Consider the following 19,576-nt stretch of genomic DNA (forward strand, 5'->3'; position numbering starts at 1 on the left):
CCCATTGAGAATTGTTTCAAAGCTCTTATAATGTTTGAATTGATTCATCAAGACTACGTTTATCGAAACAGGAACGCCGATGTCATCACTTTCAGCCTTACAAAATAAAGTTCAAACCTTACTATCCTATCTAGACCAGCAAATTATCGGGCAACCTCTCCTGACCCAGCGCATGCTTATTGCGCTCTTATCTGATGGCCATATGCTGGTGGAAGGGCCTCCCGGTCTTGCCAAAACAAAAGCAATAAAGACCTTGGCCGAATTAATTGAAGGCAATTATCAGCGTATCCAGTTCACACCGGATTTACTGCCTTCTGACATTACCGGAACGGAAATTTATCAGCAGGCCACGGGTGAATTTGTATTACAGAAGGGGCCTATTTTTCACAACCTGATTCTGGCGGATGAAATTAACCGTGCACCAGCTAAAGTTCAGTCAGCCTTACTTGAAGCCATGGCGGAAGAGCAAGTCACTGTCGGAAAACATACTTTGCCACTAGACCGACTGTTTATGGTGATGGCGACACAAAACCCAATCGAACAAGAAGGCACTTACCCTCTACCAGAAGCTCAATTGGATCGGTTTATGATGCATGTCAAAATTGATTACCCGGATTCTGCTTCCGAAAAACGTATTTTAGAGTTGGTAGAACTTGAAGCAAAAGATCAAAATGATCCCATCCCAGAGCTGCTGTCACAAGAGGAACTTTTCAGCGCACGAGACGAAGTCTTAAATCTTTATTTATCAGAGGAAACCAAAACCTATATTGTCGAGCTGGTCATGGCCACACGCCAGGCAGAAAAATATGATGAGACATTAGCGCGCTATATCGATTACGGCGTCAGCCCACGTGCCACCGTCGCTTTATCTCGAGCAGCCCGCTCACTTGCTTGGCTAAAAGGACAAGACTTCGTCTCTCCGGAAGAAGTGCAGGCAGTGGTTCACGATATTTTTCGCCATCGTTTATTGGTCAGTTTTGAAGCCGAAGCAAATGGCCAAACGCCTGATACCATCATTGACCAGTTGCTTAAACTTGTTCCCGTAATTTAATACGAATCTCAGGAAATTTCATGTCTGATCAGACTGGCCTTTATTCACAACTCGATGAGCTTATCGAATTCAGGTTTCACGTGAAACAACGTCACCTCGTGCCACAACAAAAACTGATTTCGGAAAAAGGCGGTTATCATCAAGCCGTACGAAAAGGGCGAGGCATGGAGTTCAATGAAGTTCGTGAATATGCTGCGGGGGATGATGTTCGCCATATTGACTGGAAAGTAAGCGCTCGAACGCAAACCACTCATACCAAAGTATTTACCGAAGAACTGGAAAAGCCGGTCATTTGCCTGGTCGAGCAAACTCCGCCCCTCTTTTTTGGTTCACAAGTCCGCTTTAAAACGAGTCAAGCGCTTAATCTAATGGCAATCATTGGGTGGACGAGCCTACAACAGGGCGATCGCTTTGGTGGGCTGGTCTTCAACCAATTAACGCATCATTGGGTTGAGCCACGTCATACACCTAAAACAATGCTGCAATTGCTGCACCAAAGTCTTGCGCTTCAGCAACAGCTCAAAACCCCAGCGGCGTTACAACAAGACCTTTGGCTCACTCACTTAACCCAACTGCAAAAGCACTTACGCCCAGGCACCCGGATATTTTTAATCGGTGACTTCTTAAACAGCAGTACGGGGTTTATTGAAAAATTGGCACAGTTAAAAAAACACGCCGACATCAATTTAATTCACGTTTATGATCCTTTAGAAAAATCATTGCCCTCAAACGGTGTTTTAAAGATTACGGATGGTCATACCGAGATGGGATTGAATACCTTAGACACCGCGTTTAAAACGCAATACCAACACACCTATGAGCAGGCCTGGCAGAAATTACAACAACAGCTCCTGCCTTGGCATTTACCGCTCATGGATGTTAGCACCTCACAAGACCCTCTGAAAGCGCTAATGTCTCAAGGAGTCATTCGATAATGGACCCAAAAACGGCGCAGTTGCTTTCTCAACTCAAAGACATCCAGGTGCCAGACCCTGTCGGCTGGTGGCCTTTGTCACAAACATTGATCGGATTGTTTGTTGGTCTGGGAGGGATTCTAATTGGACTCTCTTGGTATTACCTGAACCAATGCAAAAACAACCGTTATCGCCAAGAGGCGCTGAGTGCATTTAACAAAGCATTAACAGCGGCCAACACGCCACAAGAAAAACTTCAAATCGCCAATAAATTGCTAAAGCAAGTGGCCATCACCAATTACGGCCGTCGCACAGTGGCCAATCTCAGTGGCCAGGCCTGGGTGGATTTTTTGCACAACACCGCGCTTTACATCAATCAGCCCGATTCCTTGCAAGAATGTTTAGAATCGATTTATCGTCCAAGCACTTCTTTGTCAGAAGCTGAAACTCAACAAACGTTAGCGTATGCAATGCAGTGGATCAAAGGTCACCACAAATGAATTTGAGTGAGCTATCAGGTCTTTGGCAACAATTTGATTTCATTTGGCCGTGGATGATTGCGTTTGCACCACTGCCTTGGCTAATCAGAATTGTTTTAAAACCAGCCGCCCAACGCCAAACCCCTTTGTTGGCACCTCACTTAATGCAACGATTGCAATACACCACCCAGCCCCAACTGGTTCAACCCTCTCGTCGAATCACAAGTATTCCAATCATCGGCATTCTATTATGGTTATTGCTCTTACTTGCCGCGATGCGCCCAGTTTGGTTTTTAAATGCCACCCCTTTTCAAGCCAGTGGAAAAGACTTAATGCTCGCAGTAGATTTGTCTGGCAGTATGGAAAAAACCGACATGCCGTTAGGGGGTACAGAAGTAGACCGTCTTACAGCCGTTAAATCAGTGGTGAAGAACTTCATTCAAAAACGACAAGGCGACCGCATGGGATTAGTGGTCTTTGGCAGTCAGGCATTTTTGCAAAGCCCGCTGACCTATGACCTCAACACTGTCGAAACCTTGCTGAAGGAAACCGAAATCGGTATGGCTGGAAATAATACCGCGATTGGTGATGCGATTGGCATAGCGCTCAAGCATTTACACCAAAACGCTGAAAAAAATGCTGTACTGATTCTGCTGACAGATGGCTCCAATACGGCTGGTGCGGTACAACCGTTAGAGGCTGCCAAGCAAGCTCAAAAAATGGGGCTCAAAATATACACCATCGGCATTGGCCGAAATCAAGCCACCGGCATTGATGCATTTATTTTTGGATCAAATCGTCAGATGGACACCGCTACATTACAAAAAATTGCTGAACTAACCCACGGGCGATTTTTTATGGCCAAAGATACGAATCAATTAAATGAAATTTACACCCTTATCGATCAACTGGAAGCAACACCACACGATATTAATAATTATCGTTTGAGAGAAGAACTGTTCATTTGGCCACTGGGTCTGGTTTTTCTTCTTAGCTTACTGCTGATGGGGTTAAAACTCTATCCAATTCCTCATGCTTTTAAACGCTCTTCTGAGGGGGAAAGGTAATGGAAACGACATTGCATTTCTTGCGCCCTTTCTGGCTGTTAGGATTTATTCCAATGCTCTGGTTTGTCTGGAAGCTCTGGCAAATGACGGGCAAAAAAGGGGCCTGGAATCACATTATTGCACCGCAGTTCAGGTCAATTTTATTAGGCAAAAAATCTGACGAAATTTTTTTCCCTTGGGCCGTACTCGGACTCGCGATTTTATGGTCGGCAATGATTGTCGCCTTGTCTGGACCCACTTGGCAAAAAGTCGAACTGCCAGCCGAAAAAAGCAATCAAGGCAGCGTTATTCTATTGGATTTGTCACTTTCGATGCTCTCGGATGACCTCAAGCCCAATCGACTCAGCCGGGTACGATATAAGATCCTCGACCTGCTAAAAACCCACCCCGAAATCAATATGGGCATGGTCGCTTATGCAGGGACAGCGCATACCATTGCCCCCATTTCAGAAGATAACCAGACCTTGCTCTCTTTAACGCCCACACTGACACCTTTGATTATGCCAAGCTTTGGAGCAAATGCCCTGGCTGGATTTATGAAAGCCAATACCTTACTTCAAGGCGCTAAAGTGCAAAAAGGTCATATTATTTGGATTACCGATGATATTGAAAAACCAGAAATTAAAACGATCGCTCAATTTGTTAAACAGCACCACCTTTCACTCAGTATCTTAGTGGTAGGAACTGCTCATGGCGGACCGATAAAAGTGCCTGACTATGGATTGATTAAAAAAGAAGATGGACAGATTGTTATGGCAAAAGTGCCTTTTAAGGATTTTTATAACCTTTCTCAGCGCACACGAGCCAATATTTCCACCTTAGATATGCAAGAAAGCGATATGACCGATCTGTTGCCAAACACCTTAATGCAAGTGGCTAACGCAGCTGAAAAAGCAAAGTCTCCAGAAAAAACGCTAACCAGTTGGTTAGATTCAGGGGTCTATTTACTCTTTGTTATTGTGCCGCTGGCAGCATTCGCCTTTCGCCGAGGCTGGGCATTTTCCTGGCTGGGAATTGGTCTTTCAACCCTGTTACTACCCGCTTTGATGCTGACCCCTTCGCCCAGTTTTGCCAAAGACACTCAAACGGACGAGGATAGTAGCGTCACTTTTTTGGATGTTTTTAAATCTCCTGACCAACAAGGTTATGAAAAGTGGCAAAACCAAGACTATCAAACGGCTGCTGACCGGTTTGAAGACCCGCTTTGGAAAGGCGCAAGTCTTTATCGTCAAGGAAAATATAAAGAAGCCGCTAAACAATTCGGTATAGAAAAAAGTGCTCAGGCACGATATAACCAAGGCAATGCCTTGGCAAAGCAAGGAGATTTCAAAGCAGCCAAGGAACAATATCAGAAAGCATTGCAACTGGCACCCGATATGACGAATGCTAAAAAGAACTTAAAGCTGATGGATACCCTTCTTGCCTCACAGAAAAAACAACCTTCCCTTTCAGATAGCAAAAAGCAAAAACAATCCAAACAAGGCAAGTCATCGGGTAATTCAAACCCTGATAACAACAACCCTAAAAACAAATCCTCTAATTCCGATCAGTCTGGTCAACAAGGAAACCAAGATTCCAAGGCAAAGGAAACTGGCACAGGGCCTCAAAACAACGATTTAAAAAAACCCTATCAACCTAACCCAAAAGAAACGGACCCAGATTCACCGTCAGGCGAAAAGTCAGAAAAAAGCAGTGACAAGTCCAAGAAAAGCCCAGCTTCTTCACCAACTGCGTTACAGGACGGAAAAACGCCAAAAGCCAGTTCAAAGCAAACCGATGAGGCGACCAAGTTATCAAAGAAATCGCTCGATTCCGATCAAAAACAGGGATCGGAAGCCCCTTTTACCCAACAGCAAACCGAGGCTCAGCAAGCTCAGAAAAACTGGCTCAACCAAATTCCAGATGAACCCGGTTTATTTTTAAAGCGTAAATTCGAGTATCAATACCAGCAACAAGGCTCCAAATCCGGAAAAGAACCCGATAAAATCTGGTAACAATGAAATGGATATTGTTTATTTAACCCTAGAATTGAGTCACCCCTATGTATCGAAACACTAAAAACCAACGTTGGCTAACCAAACTCATTTTGATTACCTTAGCACTCATTTTGGTTCTTCTGCTAAGCAGCCAAGTATTTGCCAAAAGTGTCACGGTAAAAGTTGACCATCAGCAAGTCGAAATGGGGGATATCATTTCGGTGGTCATCAAAACTGACTTTCAGACCTTTAAGACACCTGATTTTTCTGGATTAAAAGATCAATTCGATATTCTCGGCACCCAACGCAGCAGTCAGATTGAAATCATCAATGGCAACTATCAATCCTACTCTCGTTGGGATTTACGCCTCACCCCCAAGCAGGTTGGCGATTTGGTCATTCCACCCATCAAGGTTGGCGGCGTGATGAGTGAACCTCATATAATTAAGGTCAGCCAAAATACAACCTTGTCTGGAAAAACAAAAGGCAGCAGCTTTTTAGAATCGAGCATTAACCTGACGAAACCTTATGTGCAGCAGGAAGTGCTGTTCACTTTACGCTTTTACCATTTAGGGCAATTCATTAACGGCAATATTCGTCCTCCGACATTTCATCAGGCGATAACGGAAAATATCCGCAATCAATTCCACTATCAGAAAAACGTGAGTGGTCGACTGTATGATGTTTATGAATGGACTTGGGCGTTTTATCCCCAAAAAAGCGGGAAAATGGTCATTCCACCACAAAGTTTCAACGGCCGAATTCAATATCGAGGACAGTTAAAATCGGTCAAAGACCAAACTCAGCCAATTGAATTGAATATCTTACCCAAGCCGACAAGCTATCCGAAAAACACCGCTTGGTTGCCAGCAAAAGAAATCACTCTAACTGACGATTTACAAACCCAAACGTCGGTGAGAGTTGGCGACTCCATTACAAGAACGTTATCGTTAAAAGCAGAAGGCCTACTAGCGTCTCAACTACCCGATTTTCAATTTAAAGACCAAGCGGCTTTCCACATTTATCCGGACCAAGCGGACAATAATAACCAAAAAACCGAACAGGGCATGCTCAGTCAGAAACACCAAAAAATCGCTATTGTTCCTACCCAAGAAGGCAGCATGACGTTACCGGAAATCACTTTAACCTGGTGGAATACACAAACCCAGAAACAGGAAACGCAGACGTTACCCGAAAAAACCATCACCGTGCTGCCCGCTGTCAGTCAACAACAAGATCCCTTCGAAACCATGACACCTGACCAGATTTCTCAAACACCTCCATCGGTGGACTCAGCCAACCCGGTCGGACTCTGGCAAAGTGTTGCGCTAATTTTTGGGGTACTTTGGATTATTAGTAGCGGTCTGGCAATTCGGTTTTATCGAAAAAGAAAGGGGACAACAATGGCCGTTTTAAGCTCAGAATCGCAAGAAAACAGCCAGGCCTGGCAAGATAATCAACCTGAACTGGAAAAGCTATGCCAAGAGAATAAAAATGGCGTGAAAGATGCCAGAATGATTTATCCAGCTATTCTGGCATGGCAACAACATAACCCAACGAAATACAATGAAGCCCTTAAACCCCATTTGTATGCGTTAAAAGCCCATTTATACCACCAGGCAGATTTGCCAGCTGACACTTTGTCGGCATTGTGCGACGAAATCAAGCATTTAAATACGCAGAGCACACGTGCACCCAAGAAAGCCGGAAAGCACCTCGATCCACTCTATCCGAATGAGGTCAAATCGTAAAATGACATGCAGTACTAACGCATAAAATTGAATTACGTTTCGAAATGCCCGTCTGCAATTTTTTGCACTTCAGGATAATTGGTTTTACCTGTTCCCAATACCGGAATTTCTTCGACCAAAATGACCGTTCTCGGTACCATAATTTCTGAAACTTGAGCGGTTTTCGCCGCTTCTTTCACCGTATGACGGCTCAAGGATTCATCATTGGTCACTAAAATAAGTTGTTCCCCTTTGCGGGCATCTGCAACCGACACCACCACATGGTGACCTTCTGGGCTCGCTTTATTAATATAGCTTTCAACCGCGGTTAAAGAAATCATTTCACCACCAATTTTGGCAAATCGTTTCGCTCGCCCTTTAATGGAAATAAAGCCTTCCGAATCGACTTCAACCACGTCTCCCGTATCATGCCAACCGTCTTCTGGTGGCTGTAAAACACCTGGTTTATCAGGCATTAAATACCCGAGCATAATATTTGGTCCTTTCACCACCAAACTACCACCGCTGTTAATGCCTTCAATCGGGCGCAACTTATGCGTGACACCAGGTACCAATTGCCCGACCGTGCCATTTTTAAAACTCAGCGGAACGTTCACAGCTAAAACAGGAGATGTTTCGGTGACGCCATAGCCTTCCAAAATCGTGCTATGAAATTGATCGGCATACAAACGACGGGTTTCCGGGCGGAGTTTTTCGGCACCCGCGACCATATAACGCACACTGTAAAAGTCATATGGGTCCGCTTTTTTCGCATACCCAGAATAAAAGGTATCCGTTCCAAACAAGATTTTGACATTTAATTGATAAATCAACTCCGGAATCACACCATAATGTAATGGTGACGGATAAAGAAAGACTTTAGCCCCTTTTAGAATCGGCCATAACAAACCAGCCGTCAACCCAAAACTGTGGAAAGTCGGCAAGGCATTAAATAACTGTTCACCCGGTAATAACGTCAGCATGGAAGAGATTTGATTAACATTGCTGTTCAGGTTCTTATGTGACAAAACCACGCCTTTAGGAGCGCCTTCTGACCCGGACGTAAACAACACCACCGCTTCTTCATCCTCGTCTAGACCATAGCCTGGTAGCCTTTTCGGTTGAGTCACTAAAAGGGCGCGTAATTTATCGATCAAACCAATCTCACTGCGAAGATCTTCTAAAAACACAAAACGCACTTCATCGGATAACGCGTCAACCACTGGCTCCAATTGATAGACTTCCACAAATTTTCGCGACGTAATCATTGTCTGCAATTCTGCTGTTTTACAAGCGGATCGCATTGGTCCCAAACCCGCGGTAAAATTAATCATCGCGGGCACATACCCATACGCCTGTAAGGCAAAGAAGGTCGCTGGCATGCCACTGACATTGGGCAGCAACACCCCGACGCGTTGTTCATCTTGCAATAAATGATGTAGCTTACGGCCCAAAATAGACGCGCCTAACAACAATTTATGACGAGAAAGCTTGGCGTGATTAATATCTTCTACACAAGTGTCCTTAGCGTTGAATTCTTTGGAAGCATCCACCAAAGCTTTATAAACCGATTTTGATTCGTATAAGCCTTCAAAGCCGGTATCTCGAAGAATACGATAAATCGTATTTTTAAAGAACGTATGTTTTTGACGACCGGTTAAATGCCCCGGCATATCGATTTTACGAGGGGATAAGACTTTAAGGGTTATTTTAGGAAACCACTGCTGCTTTAAAAAGGCCATACGCATCCCGTTTAAATAAGACAACTTACTTTTGTGCGCGCCTTGAATATGAATCGGCAAAATAGTTGCGTTGGCCTTGTGCGCAACCATACCGGTTCCTTCATAAATTTTCATTAAACTTCCGGTCGTCGTTATCCGACCTTCCGGGAATATCATGCAATGTTTGCCTTTTTTGAGCTCTTGAATGACCCTTTTCGTTGCATAAGGGTTATGGAATTCGACTTTGAAATGATCCACAAAACTCAGTAAAAACTTTTCATACCATTTACGCGTATGGATTTCATCAATCATAAAAGCGGTTTGACCCGGCAAAAAACTACCAATCAACAAACCGTCTAACAAAGAAGTGTGATTGGCAATAATCAACATCGGCTCACCGGATTGATCAAGCTTGTGATAATGCTCTAATCCGCTGATTTCAACGCGGTAAAAAAGCTTCAATAAAATTTTAACTAACCATCTCATAATGAGCGATTTCCTTTCATAACTCTGGATGAACTTAAAATCGTAGCTGATTTAAGCCATCTTTTTAATAACTCGACTACGGCGTAAATACCAATAAGCCGCTGCCAAATTCAATAAACTGACACCATATAATATCGTAATTAATGATAAATCAAACGCATACAATGCCATCACAAAAACGGCCGAAAACACCATAAAAATGGCGTTAGTGATATTGTTGACCGCGACCATTCTTGAGCGATAATGCAGCTGAGTCTGCACTTGAAGTAACGTATACAAGGGCACAATAAACAATCCGCCAAGTGTAGCAATCGTCAGCATGCTCAACAAAATAATCACATAGTCCCAATGTTGTAGAAAAACCATTACCCCAATCAACTGATCACTTTTTTCAACCTGGCTCAACAACCCGCTCCCCAGTAATATCATCACTGAAATGCCGACCAGTAAGATCACTAACCATTGAACATTAACAATGGTTCTGACTGGCGTTTTAAGTTGACTTGCGAGCCAAGCACCCAATGCGATGCCGATTGAAAAAACAGTTAAAAACAATAAAACGACTTTGTCGTCACCAGACAGATAATTTGACACCAATACCGGCATTTGGCTTAAATAGGTCGCCCCCAGGAACCAAAACCACGAAATGGCTAAAACAGCAAAAAACGCCTGCGGAAAGTCTTTGCGAAGGCCCATTTCCTGATAGGTGTTGGTCAAAAGATTCCATTGCACGGGTAACGTCGAATCACCCGTTGCACTGGTCGGAACAAAACGGCTCGCCACATAACCAAGCAAAGCAATCATGACGACACCAATCGCCATACCTGTTGCTCCATTATCGGTCAAAACCACCCAACCGCCTACGATAGTGCCTAACAAAATCGCCACAAAGGTCGACGCGCTGAACCAGCCATTGCCATCCAGTAATTCATGATCTTTTAAGTGCTCTGGCAAAACAGCATACTTAATCGGCCCAAAAAATGCCGACTGAACCCCCATCAAAAATAAAACCGCAAATAAAAACATCATATTCTGCGCCACCAAAGCCATGGCACCAAACAGCATAATAAGAATTTCAGTTAATTTAATTTTGCGTACAAGGGTGGTTTTTTCATATTTATCCGCCAATTGCCCGGCAAAAGCAGAAAATAAGAAAAACGGTAGAATAAAGAGTCCTGCAGCCAAGGTAATTAAAAGCCCTGCTTCTTCCGCAGTGTCCGCCAATCGAAAGGTGATAAGCATGACCAAAGCGTTTTTAAAGAGGTTATCGTTAAAGGCGCCTAAAAACTGCACCCAAAATAACGGAAAAAAACGCTTTGAAAAAAAAACCGATGCTTTCATAAGCCAATACTCGGCTTCAGATTAGTATTTCCATACCAGTTGTGCACTGACAATATCGACTGAAGATTCATAACTACCCACCAAATAATGTGTATCATCTGTGGTGTAGTTTACTTTAGAACGATCAGCAAACAAATGACTGTAAGCAAAATCCAAGTTCAATTGTGGATTGAGCTGATAGCCTGCCCCAAAAGAAACCCACTTACGGGTTGAATCTGGTGTTCTTGGGCTTCGGTGGGTTTCATTCGAAATCGGAGTATAGTCGATTGCCAAACCTGTGCGTAATTTTAGAGCATCTGTTGCTTGATAGATGCCCCCTAACGAATAACGCCAGCTGTCTTTAAAGTCCTGACGTGTATTCGTCAACGTCTGACCAGCGTCATCTTTAATCACCAAAGAGTCATAATCACTCCATTTAGTCCAAGTGGCGCCTGCCAATAATTCAAACTTCTGCCCATACCGTTGTTTAACACTTAACACAGCCATTGCTGGCAGATTAACCGTTGAAGAGATGTTACCATCTGTTCTGAAATTTGGTGTGTAATCAATGGTTCCTTTCGCATTTTGTGTCACCGTAGAACGATAAGACAGCCCCACGTGTGTTGACTGAGACGGCTGCCACAAAAATCCGAAGTTGTATCCGTAACCCCAACTGTCAGCTTGAATTTTGACATTACCGTCACCAGCGGAACCGGTAGACGACCCCAAATTAGCCTTTTTTTCCATCGTTAAATCGACATACTGAGCGTTCAACCCAACCCCAAAAGACAAGGTGTCGGTTAATTTTCTGGAAATAGCAGGGTTAATGTTATAGCTTTTTAAATCTGTTTCAGTCGCATGATAACGTCCCACCCATTTCTCATCATAGGAAATATGTTGACCGAAAGGCACGTTAATCCCCAATCCTAAATGGTAGTCTTTGTATTGACCTTTCCAATAAAAATTCGGTACGAAGCCGTTTGTCGCCCCATCATCACCTGGTCCTTGAATTTTATTAGCTGGAACCGATAAATAAGATCCATCATTCGTAAACTTGGCCTTAGGCATAATAAGATGCGCACCCACGATCAATTCATGCCCTTTTACTTCCGTCAACCCAGCCGGGTTAAACCACATGACGCTGGCATCTTCCGTTGACGCCGCTGCACCAGCATAAGAAAGGCCTTGACCACTGGCAGATTGTTCAATCAAAGCAAAACCAGAAGCGTGTGTCATAGCTGAAAAAGACAACAAAGATAAGCTGCCGACTAAAGAATTAATTCGTAAATGTCTCATAGTAAAATCTTTTTTTGAAATTTTCCGAATTGTACCATTCAAGCTTTTTCAAGATTATTCAATATGATTATGAAGAGATAAGACAAAACAAAAACGCCCAGGCCTGGGCATTTTTGAGGATGAATAATTGTTAAAATAAGATCAGGCGGCTTTAATGCCTGAATGACGTAACAAAGCGTCAATTTCTGGTTCACGCCCTCGAAAAGCTTTGAACAGAGTCATCGGGTGAACAGACCCGCCCGCTGCTAAGATCGTATTTTTAAATTTTACACCGATTTCTGGATTCAAAATCCCTTCTTCTTCAAACAAACTGAAGGCATCTGATGATAATACTTCGGCCCACTTATAACTGAAATAACCGGCTGCATAACCGCCTGCGAAAATATGACTGAAACTTTGCGCAAAGCGGTTATAGTCCGGTGGCATAATGACAGCCACTTCTTGGCGAACTTGGTTCACTAATTCTAACACCGGCTGAGGTGCGATCGGGTTATAGGTCGAGTGAGACAGAAAATCAAATAACCCAAACTCCAACTGACGCACCATCATCATCGCTGACTGAAATCCTCGGCTTTGCTGCAACGCTTCAAATAAATCGTCAGGCAAGACATCACCGGTTTCAATATGCGCCGTCATCTGGTCAATGCCAGCCCGCTCCCAACAAAAGTTTTCCATAAACTGAGACGGCAATTCCACCGCATCCCATGGCACGCCATTGATCCCTGACACATCAAAATTTTCCATTTCCGTCAGCATATGATGCAACCCATGCCCAAACTCATGGAACAAAGTCGTGACTTCGTCATGTGTTAAACAGGCCGGTTGATTTCCTATTGGCGGCGTAAAATTGCACACCAGATAGGCCACAGGAGATTGCAGTTCACCACTTGGATGACGCCAACGACTAATGGCCGAATCCATCCAGGCGCCGCCGCGCTTGTTTTCACGCGCATACAAATCTAAATAAAAAGCGGCGATTTTTTGACCGTTTTGATCCAAAATTTCAAAATAACGCACGTCATCGTGCCATACCGACACGCCTTGTTTTTCTTTCACTGACACTTCAAACAAGGTCTCTGTGATATTAAACAACCCTTCTAATACTTTGGTGACTGGGAAATACGGGCGTAATTTTTCTTGTGATAACGACAGCGTGGCATTTTTAAATTTTTCAGAGGCATACGTGACATCCCAAGGATGCAAGGTATCAATTCCCAGCTCTTTTTTCGCAAAGGCCGATAATGTTGCTAACTCTTTTTCTGCCTGTGGTTTGGATTTTTGCGCCAAGTCTCTTAAAAACCCGATTACCTGTTCCGGCGTGCCTGCCATTTTGGTGGCCAACGACAATTCAGCATAATGCTCAAAGCCAAGCAATTGCGCTTTTTCATGACGCAATTTCAGAATCTTTTCAATAATATCCGAATTGTCATATTGTGGGTCTTGCGCTTTTTCAGAGGCGCGCGTGGCAAACGCTTGATACACTTCCTCTCGCAACGCACGGCTATCGGCATGGGTCATCACCGCCAGGTAAGAAGGGAAATCCAACGTCACCAGCCATCCTTTTTTGCCTTGATAAGCTTCTTTTTGTTCTGCTAATTGCGCAAGTAACCCCATCGCCCCTTCAGGCAAACCAGACAGTGCTTCTTCATTTTCAATGAATTTTGACCAGGCCTGGGTACTTTTCAACACATTGTTACCAAACTGACTGCTCAACTGAGACAGCTGTTGCGACAAAGATTTGTACTCGGCCTGCTTGTCTTTCGGCAAATCAATTCCTGACAAGCGGAAATCACGCAATGCATTTTCAATTACTTTTTTCTGCGCCAGTGAATACTTTTCAAATTCACTTGATTGTGCAATCTGTTGAAACTTTTTAAATAAACCCTGATCTTGTCCTACCTTTGTGTAAAAATCGGTAATCTTTTCCAGACAACTTGTATAGGCCTGATGCCATTCATCGGAATTCTTTACGCCATCCAAGTGGCCCACCGGCCCCCAAACACGCTCTAACCGATTGTTAAGAACTTCTAAAGGTTCGACAAAGTTTTCCCAGGTTGGCGAATCATCCACATTGACCAAAGCTTCAATTTCAGCAAGGTTCTCCGATAATAACGTCTCAACTGCCGGGACGATATGTTCCACGTGAAACGCTTCAAAATTTGGCAACTGATCTGTCTGTAATAATGGGTTCATGCATTCTTTCCAATGTATTAAGTTCAATAGGGAGTTAATTCAGCAATTATAACGAATAAGCGCGGGACTTTAAAAACGTCTTTCACCCATCCATTTGGTTTTGATGATTGTTAAATTAAGACGAGCTTTCTTGTATGACCGCGACCCATTTTTGCAATTTTTCTTTTAAAACGGTCGGGTTCACTGGCTTGGTAATATAATCATTCATGCCGGCAGCATAACATTTTTGTTCATCTCCCTGCATGGCATTAGCGGTTAAAGCAATCACCACCACATCTTTGATCGGACTAGTCCATTGCCGCAATTCTGTAGTGGCTTGATAGCCATCCTTAATCGGCATCTGACAATCCATCAAGACTAAATCATAATGATTCTCTTCAAGTTTTTGTAATGCTTCTTTACCGTTGTTGGCAACGTCCGGGATAATGCCGAGCTTCTTTAATAATGCCGTAGCTAACTTTTGGTTCACTAAATTATCTTCAGCCAACAGTAATTTTAAGTGAATTTTAGACTCTCCAAAAGTAGCACTAGACGTGTCAAAAGAGGTTTCAACGAAGTCTTCTTTTGCTTGGTAAGTAGAAAGCCAGTGCGAAAGATGACTATATTTAATCGGTTTAATGCGTGTACTGATATTCAGTTCATTAATCTGATGATGCCATTCATTGGCTTGTTGATGCGTGAGCAATAACGTCACAAAAGAATATTTTGCCTTTAACGCTTGAACCTTTTCTAAGGTCCATTCAGAGGTTTTCATCCCTTCTGTCATATCAATCCATACAGGCGTTGTAGAATCTAAATTTTGCTCTTCTAATTCAGTGAAAGTATAAGAATACACTTTGATATTGAGCTGCTCGAAAAATGCGATCATTTTCGGTTTTAAATCATCTTCTGGCATCACCCAAATCAAAGGGGTTTCTTTCTCAAATGGGGGTAAACAAACGGTTGAACTAATAACACGAGAAGGGATATCAAAACAAAAACAAGCCCCTTTTCCCAACGCACTTTTAACGGAAATATGCCCATCTAACAAGTTCAAAATTTGTTTTGAAATCGTTAATCCAAGCCCGGTTCCTCCAAAGACTCGCATACTGGAACCATCTACCTGGCTAAAAGCATTAAACAACTTGGCTTGACCTTCTTCAGAAATACCAATTCCGGAATCCGTCACTTTAAATTGAATTCTGGCGGAGCCTGAATGCAAAGCAGTCACTTTCAAGCACACATAACCGGAATCGGTAAACTTAATGCCATTACTCAACAAGTTGATTAAAACCTGACGCAAACGAACCCCATCGGTTTCAATTTCAGTCGGTAATTCGGGATCAATAAAATAGGCTAAATTAAGCCTTTTAGACTGCGCTGAAGATGCGACCATTTCCATCACACTGTCCAAAAAGGGCACCAATTGAATTGGCTCATAATTCAGCTCCATTTTTCCAGCTTCAATTTTAGAAAAATCTAAGATGTCATTAATAATGGCCAATAACGATTCTGAGCTTTCTTTAACGGTTAAGGTCAAATCCCGTTGTTCTTTTTTAAGCGAAGTATCCAACAGCAAGCCAGTCATACCAATAATGCCATTCATCGGTGTTCGAATTTCATGACTCATATTTGCCAAAAATTCACTTTTCAGTTTATTAGAAGCATCCGCTTCTTGCTTTGCTTGATTGAGTTCTTTGATCAACCCCACATTTTGATAATTTAGACTCAAACTACCCTTAATCGCTTCTTGATAATGTTTAGCAGACTTGATCATAAACATTAAAAACAATAACAAGATTAGCGAGAAGGCCATACCATAAACTTCGTAAGTGGTTGCGAACTTCAACAATAAAGGGGTAATGACGATGATAATAAAGCTATAAAAATAGGATTTAACAGGTGAAAGAGAGGAAACACTGCTGGAACTGATTCCGGCAATACTCATCACCAAAAAGCTTTGAAGGGTCGTATCATTTTCAACAAATAACGCGAGGCTGGCATAAGCCCAGCCAAAAGCTGTCAGAAGAATTAAAATAAAATATCGGTGTTGATAATATTTACGGTTATCTAAAGAAACATGCAATCGGATAAAACGGCCATAACCGATTCTCACTACACTGACTAAAATCATATAAGCTAGCCAAAAGACAGCCAATGTATTGGACAGCGAATCAATAATTAAATAGGTTAAAAAGGCGGCAACTGCAATATTGCCTAAACTACTGACAGTAGAGTTATTAATGACCAACTTGAATTGGTCAAGCTGAATGGCGTTGTTAAGCGAAACACTGGACATATAACAGACCTCTTAAACTCTAACACCTTGAAAAAACGCCATAAAACTTTTTAGAAGTTCCAACCATGATTCTACCCTAAAAGGTTATCACTTTTCTGATTCGTCACTTTAACTCGAGTGATAATTTGGATTCCTTATTGAAAATAGGTAATATTAAAAATCGATTCATTTTTAATTTTATTAATAAATTTGGACAGACTTAATGAAAACCTATCAAACCACTTTAACGTTCCACACCTCAAACCGAGGTACATTTAATATCACTGACGATATTAATGATGTGATTGCGGAATCGGATATCAGTGTTGGGTTATGTCATGTCTTTTGCCAACATACCTCCGCCTCTTTAATTGTGACCGAAAATGCTGACCCGACTGTTCGTCAAGATATCGAATATTGGATGCAACGGCATGTCATTGATGGTGATAAAAACTATCGTCATAACTATGAAGGGGATGATGATATGTCTGGCCATATTCGCACACTTTTGACAGAAACCAGCCACACGTTACCCATTTCAAACGGAGAGCTGAATATGGGCACATGGCAAGGTCTGTTTTTATATGAACATCGCACCGGACGCTTTAATCGGCAGGTCATCGTGACGATTCAAGGAGACTAAACAGGTGACCAATGAAATCTTAGACCCGATTCACTTTGTTCTAAAAGTGAAGGGGAAACATAACTTGATTTTCAAAACCAAACATAATGACCCAGAATATTTGAAAAAAGTCGGAGAAGAGCTGGTTGCTCAGGAAGATGGACATTTTACAGAATATGAAGTTCATCGCAGTGATCATGCTAACAAAGAAATGACGCAAGCAGAACACCTACTCCACCCGCATTTTGATTGAGATCAATCTCTTTAGCGTGCTTGAGGATAGCCCATTTCAAGCATACAATCTTCATACGACATAGGACCCATTTGCTGACTTCTCAAATTAACCTGAGAAACACCGTTTCGATCATTCCATTGCCCTAACGCCTCACCTTTACAATACATCACGTCATTTCGAAATTGCTTATCGGTTTGGTTGGGTTTTTTAACAAACTTCGTATTGCTACTACAACCAGTCAATATCAGCAAACTACACATCATTAAAAATATTTTTTTCATAACTATGATCCTTCTTGTTCGGTTAACTGAAAGCGCGCGATGCGTTTTGACAGAGTATGCATTCGTTTTAAGGCATCGACTATTTGCATCTCCAACCTAAAAATCATGATACGTTGATTATCGGCTTTCAAATAACGGGCTTGATGCTGTAAAGCTTCTTGAATCAAATGATCGATGGTTGATTTAACGGATACGACTAATAACGCCTTGTCTTTGTTTGATTCCACCAAAGAAATAATAGCATTATCAACCGATTTACCCACCTCTTTTGCCAAACTTCCTAATAGATTGACCATAGTTTCACTGGGTTTAAATTTATTTTCAAAGGCCAAATGCTTCGCCTGAATAATTCCCGAATCCACCGTTTCAATCATGGATTCCAAAATATTCATTACGGTCACCAATTTTAGATGTCGTTTTTGGAGTAATTCATCTAAATCGGATTGACTTATTTTCCCTAAATACAGCAAAATTTCATGCTGATAACTCTTCAAACGATCGGTATATTTATCTTCAAAAGTTAACTTATCCAATGTGATGGAATCAGCGTTCTGAACGGTATGATTAAAGAAAGTACTGAATTTCTGATGGAAGGCCTCGAGTTCCATTTCCACAGCATCTAATGCCATTGAGGGTGCGGATAACAGGCTATTATCTAAAAATTTAGGTTTGATATCCCGTTGATTATTTTCGTCTTCGACAACAGGATAAAGCTTGTAAACGGCCCAAACGAATAAAGGAATCATCGGTAAAAATAGCAAAAGTGCAGACAATTTAAAAATGGTATTGGCATTGGCGATTTCTCGGGGCGTATTTTCTGCTAAAGTCTCCATTGTCATAATGTCTGGCATAATTGATGGTGAAATGGACACTGATAAATAGGCCAAGATGGAAATAAACGGTAACCAAATCAAAACCCCTAAAATATTAAATCCTACATGAATCATCGCAGAGCGTATGGCATCTCGAGATTTACCAATTGAAGCAAGTACAGCGGTAATACAGGTTCCAATATCTGCCCCCATTGAAAGAGCAATCCCAGCAGGCAAGGTCAAAAATCCATTACTTGCCATAACAATCACAATCCCGATTGTGGCGGAAGATGACTGAACCAAAGCTGTGAAAATCAATCCTGTCAAGATGCCATAAAAGGGGTTTTGCATTTCCACCATCAAATTGAGGAAGGGTTCATAACTTTTTAGTGGAGCCATCCCTTCACTCATGACATTCATGCCAAAAAAGATTAACCCCAGCCCTAAAATTAATTCTCCATAACTGCGAGTTCGGCTGCGTTGGCCGACAAACTGCAAAACAAACCCAACGGCAATCATCAACAGCGCTAAATTGGTAATTTTAAACGCCACGATTTGCGCGGTAATGGTGGTACCGAGATTGGCTCCCATAATGACACTGGCAGCCTGTGCAACTGTCATCAAACCCGCTGAAACGAAACCGACCACCAACACTGTCGTCACTGAAGAAGATTGAATGACCGCCGTCACCAAAGCTCCGGAAATCGCACCCGTTACGCGATTCACCGTCAGCTTTTCCAACAAGACTTTCATTTTTTCGCCAGCCACCGCAAGCAAACTTTTAATCAATAAATCCAGTCCAAATAGAAATAATGCCAAGCCACCCAATAATTCCATAATCATTTTGGGCCAATCTAATTTGTCATTAAAGTCATCCCCTGCAAACACCCACCCGGTTATTAATAGGAATATCAGCGCAGATAATAAAATGGTTTTTAAATTTTTCATAAGGTCTGTAAATTCCTAGTCTTTTGGATCTGTAAAGCGCTTTTTAACAGGATTAATCACGATTTTAAGGTTTATCCTATCTGTAAACTCAAACAAAGTAAAACTACTTAAAAATTTCATTAAAATTTATTCCTTCTAGGAAGAGGTCGCCTTTTAATCCTTTTCATTATTTTTTTATCCTTTGCTGA

The 19,576-nt window shown here is 42.2% G+C and carries 15 protein-coding genes; 8 read left to right on the forward strand and 7 right to left on the reverse strand.

All coding sequences use genetic code 11. From position 1 onward, the window contains the following. The first annotated feature begins 79 nt into the window (after window positions 1–79). From P8629_RS11045 to P8629_RS11070, 6 genes are read left to right on the forward strand one after another with little or no spacing between them, the layout of a single operon-like run. Window positions 80–1,051 carry an AAA family ATPase gene (locus tag P8629_RS11045; RefSeq protein WP_278166192.1) on the forward strand — a complete coding sequence of 324 codons (972 nt, stop codon included), beginning with the start codon at window positions 80–82 and terminating at the stop codon, window positions 1,049–1,051. Window positions 1,052–1,071: 20 nt separating this feature from the next. Continuing rightward, window positions 1,072–1,986, forward strand: a complete 915-nt coding sequence (locus P8629_RS11050; protein ID WP_278166193.1) for a DUF58 domain-containing protein — start codon at window positions 1,072–1,074, stop codon at window positions 1,984–1,986. Continuing rightward, complete coding sequence (locus tag P8629_RS11055; RefSeq protein ID WP_278166194.1) at window positions 1,986–2,465, forward strand: DUF4381 domain-containing protein; 480 nt, start codon at window positions 1,986–1,988, stop codon at window positions 2,463–2,465. Before P8629_RS11050 ends, P8629_RS11055 begins: the two co-directional genes overlap by 1 nt. Continuing rightward, window positions 2,462–3,511, forward strand: coding sequence for a VWA domain-containing protein (locus tag P8629_RS11060; protein WP_278166195.1), 1,050 nt, complete (start codon window positions 2,462–2,464; stop codon window positions 3,509–3,511). Before P8629_RS11055 ends, P8629_RS11060 begins: the two co-directional genes overlap by 4 nt. Continuing rightward, on the forward strand, window positions 3,511–5,505 hold the full coding sequence (locus P8629_RS11065; RefSeq protein ID WP_278166196.1) for a VWA domain-containing protein: 1,995 nt from the start codon (window positions 3,511–3,513) through the stop codon (window positions 5,503–5,505). Before P8629_RS11060 ends, P8629_RS11065 begins: the two co-directional genes overlap by 1 nt. A gap of 47 nt (window positions 5,506–5,552) precedes the next feature. Further along, the gene (locus P8629_RS11070; protein WP_278166197.1) at window positions 5,553–7,238 is read left to right on the forward strand and encodes a BatD family protein; all 1,686 of its coding nucleotides are present in this window, start codon (window positions 5,553–5,555) and stop codon (window positions 7,236–7,238) included. A 32-nt stretch (window positions 7,239–7,270) separates the two neighbouring features. Here the strand turns inward: P8629_RS11070 and P8629_RS11075 are convergent, their stop codons facing one another. The 5 genes from P8629_RS11075 to P8629_RS11095 all read right to left on the reverse strand — a co-directional run bounded on the left by P8629_RS11075 (window position 7,271) and on the right by P8629_RS11095 (window position 16,511). After that, window positions 7,271–9,424 carry an AMP-binding protein gene (locus tag P8629_RS11075; RefSeq protein WP_278166198.1) on the reverse strand — a complete coding sequence of 718 codons (2,154 nt, stop codon included), beginning with the start codon at window positions 9,422–9,424 and terminating at the stop codon, window positions 7,271–7,273. 51 nt (window positions 9,425–9,475) lie between these two features. Further along, window positions 9,476–10,765 (reverse strand): MFS transporter, encoded by a 1,290-nt coding sequence (locus P8629_RS11080; protein ID WP_278166199.1) that lies wholly within the window; start codon window positions 10,763–10,765, stop codon window positions 9,476–9,478. 21 nt (window positions 10,766–10,786) lie between these two features. After that, window positions 10,787–12,040 carry an OmpP1/FadL family transporter gene (locus P8629_RS11085; RefSeq protein ID WP_278166200.1) on the reverse strand — a complete coding sequence of 418 codons (1,254 nt, stop codon included), beginning with the start codon at window positions 12,038–12,040 and terminating at the stop codon, window positions 10,787–10,789. A gap of 141 nt (window positions 12,041–12,181) precedes the next feature. Further along, entirely contained in the window at window positions 12,182–14,233 is a 2,052-nt protein-coding gene (locus P8629_RS11090; RefSeq protein WP_278166201.1) for a M3 family metallopeptidase, read from the reverse strand. 115 nt (window positions 14,234–14,348) lie between these two features. Then, window positions 14,349–16,511 (reverse strand): response regulator, encoded by a 2,163-nt coding sequence (locus tag P8629_RS11095; RefSeq protein WP_278166202.1) that lies wholly within the window; start codon window positions 16,509–16,511, stop codon window positions 14,349–14,351. Window positions 16,512–16,713: 202 nt separating this feature from the next. Between P8629_RS11095 and P8629_RS11100 the strand changes: the two genes are divergently transcribed. Then, window positions 16,714–17,133: a secondary thiamine-phosphate synthase enzyme YjbQ gene (locus P8629_RS11100; protein WP_278166203.1), complete on the forward strand. Its 420-nt coding sequence runs from the start codon at window positions 16,714–16,716 to the stop codon at window positions 17,131–17,133. A 4-nt stretch (window positions 17,134–17,137) separates the two neighbouring features. Then, window positions 17,138–17,365 carry a hypothetical protein gene (locus P8629_RS11105; RefSeq protein ID WP_278166204.1) on the forward strand — a complete coding sequence of 76 codons (228 nt, stop codon included), beginning with the start codon at window positions 17,138–17,140 and terminating at the stop codon, window positions 17,363–17,365. A gap of 11 nt (window positions 17,366–17,376) precedes the next feature. Here P8629_RS11105 and P8629_RS11110 read toward each other — a convergent pair whose 3' ends face one another. Both P8629_RS11110 and P8629_RS11115 read right to left on the reverse strand, forming a co-directional pair. Further along, complete coding sequence (locus tag P8629_RS11110) at window positions 17,377–17,628, reverse strand: hypothetical protein (RefSeq protein WP_278166205.1); 252 nt, start codon at window positions 17,626–17,628, stop codon at window positions 17,377–17,379. Window positions 17,629–17,630: 2 nt separating this feature from the next. Beyond that, on the reverse strand, window positions 17,631–19,388 hold the full coding sequence (locus P8629_RS11115) for a Na/Pi cotransporter family protein (protein WP_278166206.1): 1,758 nt from the start codon (window positions 19,386–19,388) through the stop codon (window positions 17,631–17,633). Between the last annotated feature and the right edge of the window lie 188 nt (window positions 19,389–19,576).

Source organism: Hydrogenovibrio sp. 3SP14C1 (assembly GCF_029625905.1).
Lineage (GTDB): Bacteria > Pseudomonadota > Gammaproteobacteria > Thiomicrospirales > Thiomicrospiraceae > Hydrogenovibrio.

What these genes read in the sequence shown, in the direction of transcription:
- P8629_RS11045 (WP_278166192.1), top strand. Translation starts at nt 80, where the DNA reads ATGTCATCACTTTCAGCCTTACAAAATAAAGTTCAAACCTTACTATCC.
- P8629_RS11065 (WP_278166196.1), top strand. Translation starts at nt 3,511, where the DNA reads ATGGAAACGACATTGCATTTCTTGCGCCCTTTCTGGCTGTTAGGATTT.
- P8629_RS11100 (WP_278166203.1), top strand. Translation starts at nt 16,714, where the DNA reads ATGAAAACCTATCAAACCACTTTAACGTTCCACACCTCAAACCGAGGT.
- P8629_RS11095 (WP_278166202.1), bottom strand. Translation starts at nt 16,511, where the DNA reads ATGTCCAGTGTTTCGCTTAACAACGCCATTCAGCTTGACCAATTCAAG.
- P8629_RS11080 (WP_278166199.1), bottom strand. Translation starts at nt 10,765, where the DNA reads ATGAAAGCATCGGTTTTTTTTTCAAAGCGTTTTTTTCCGTTATTTTGG.
- P8629_RS11085 (WP_278166200.1), bottom strand. Translation starts at nt 12,040, where the DNA reads ATGAGACATTTACGAATTAATTCTTTAGTCGGCAGCTTATCTTTGTTG.
- P8629_RS11070 (WP_278166197.1), top strand. Translation starts at nt 5,553, where the DNA reads ATGTATCGAAACACTAAAAACCAACGTTGGCTAACCAAACTCATTTTG.
- P8629_RS11050 (WP_278166193.1), top strand. Translation starts at nt 1,072, where the DNA reads ATGTCTGATCAGACTGGCCTTTATTCACAACTCGATGAGCTTATCGAA.
- P8629_RS11115 (WP_278166206.1), bottom strand. Translation starts at nt 19,388, where the DNA reads ATGAAAAATTTAAAAACCATTTTATTATCTGCGCTGATATTCCTATTA.
- P8629_RS11110 (WP_278166205.1), bottom strand. Translation starts at nt 17,628, where the DNA reads ATGAAAAAAATATTTTTAATGATGTGTAGTTTGCTGATATTGACTGGT.
- P8629_RS11060 (WP_278166195.1), top strand. Translation starts at nt 2,462, where the DNA reads ATGAATTTGAGTGAGCTATCAGGTCTTTGGCAACAATTTGATTTCATT.
- P8629_RS11090 (WP_278166201.1), bottom strand. Translation starts at nt 14,233, where the DNA reads ATGAACCCATTATTACAGACAGATCAGTTGCCAAATTTTGAAGCGTTT.
- P8629_RS11055 (WP_278166194.1), top strand. Translation starts at nt 1,986, where the DNA reads ATGGACCCAAAAACGGCGCAGTTGCTTTCTCAACTCAAAGACATCCAG.
- P8629_RS11075 (WP_278166198.1), bottom strand. Translation starts at nt 9,424, where the DNA reads ATGAGATGGTTAGTTAAAATTTTATTGAAGCTTTTTTACCGCGTTGAA.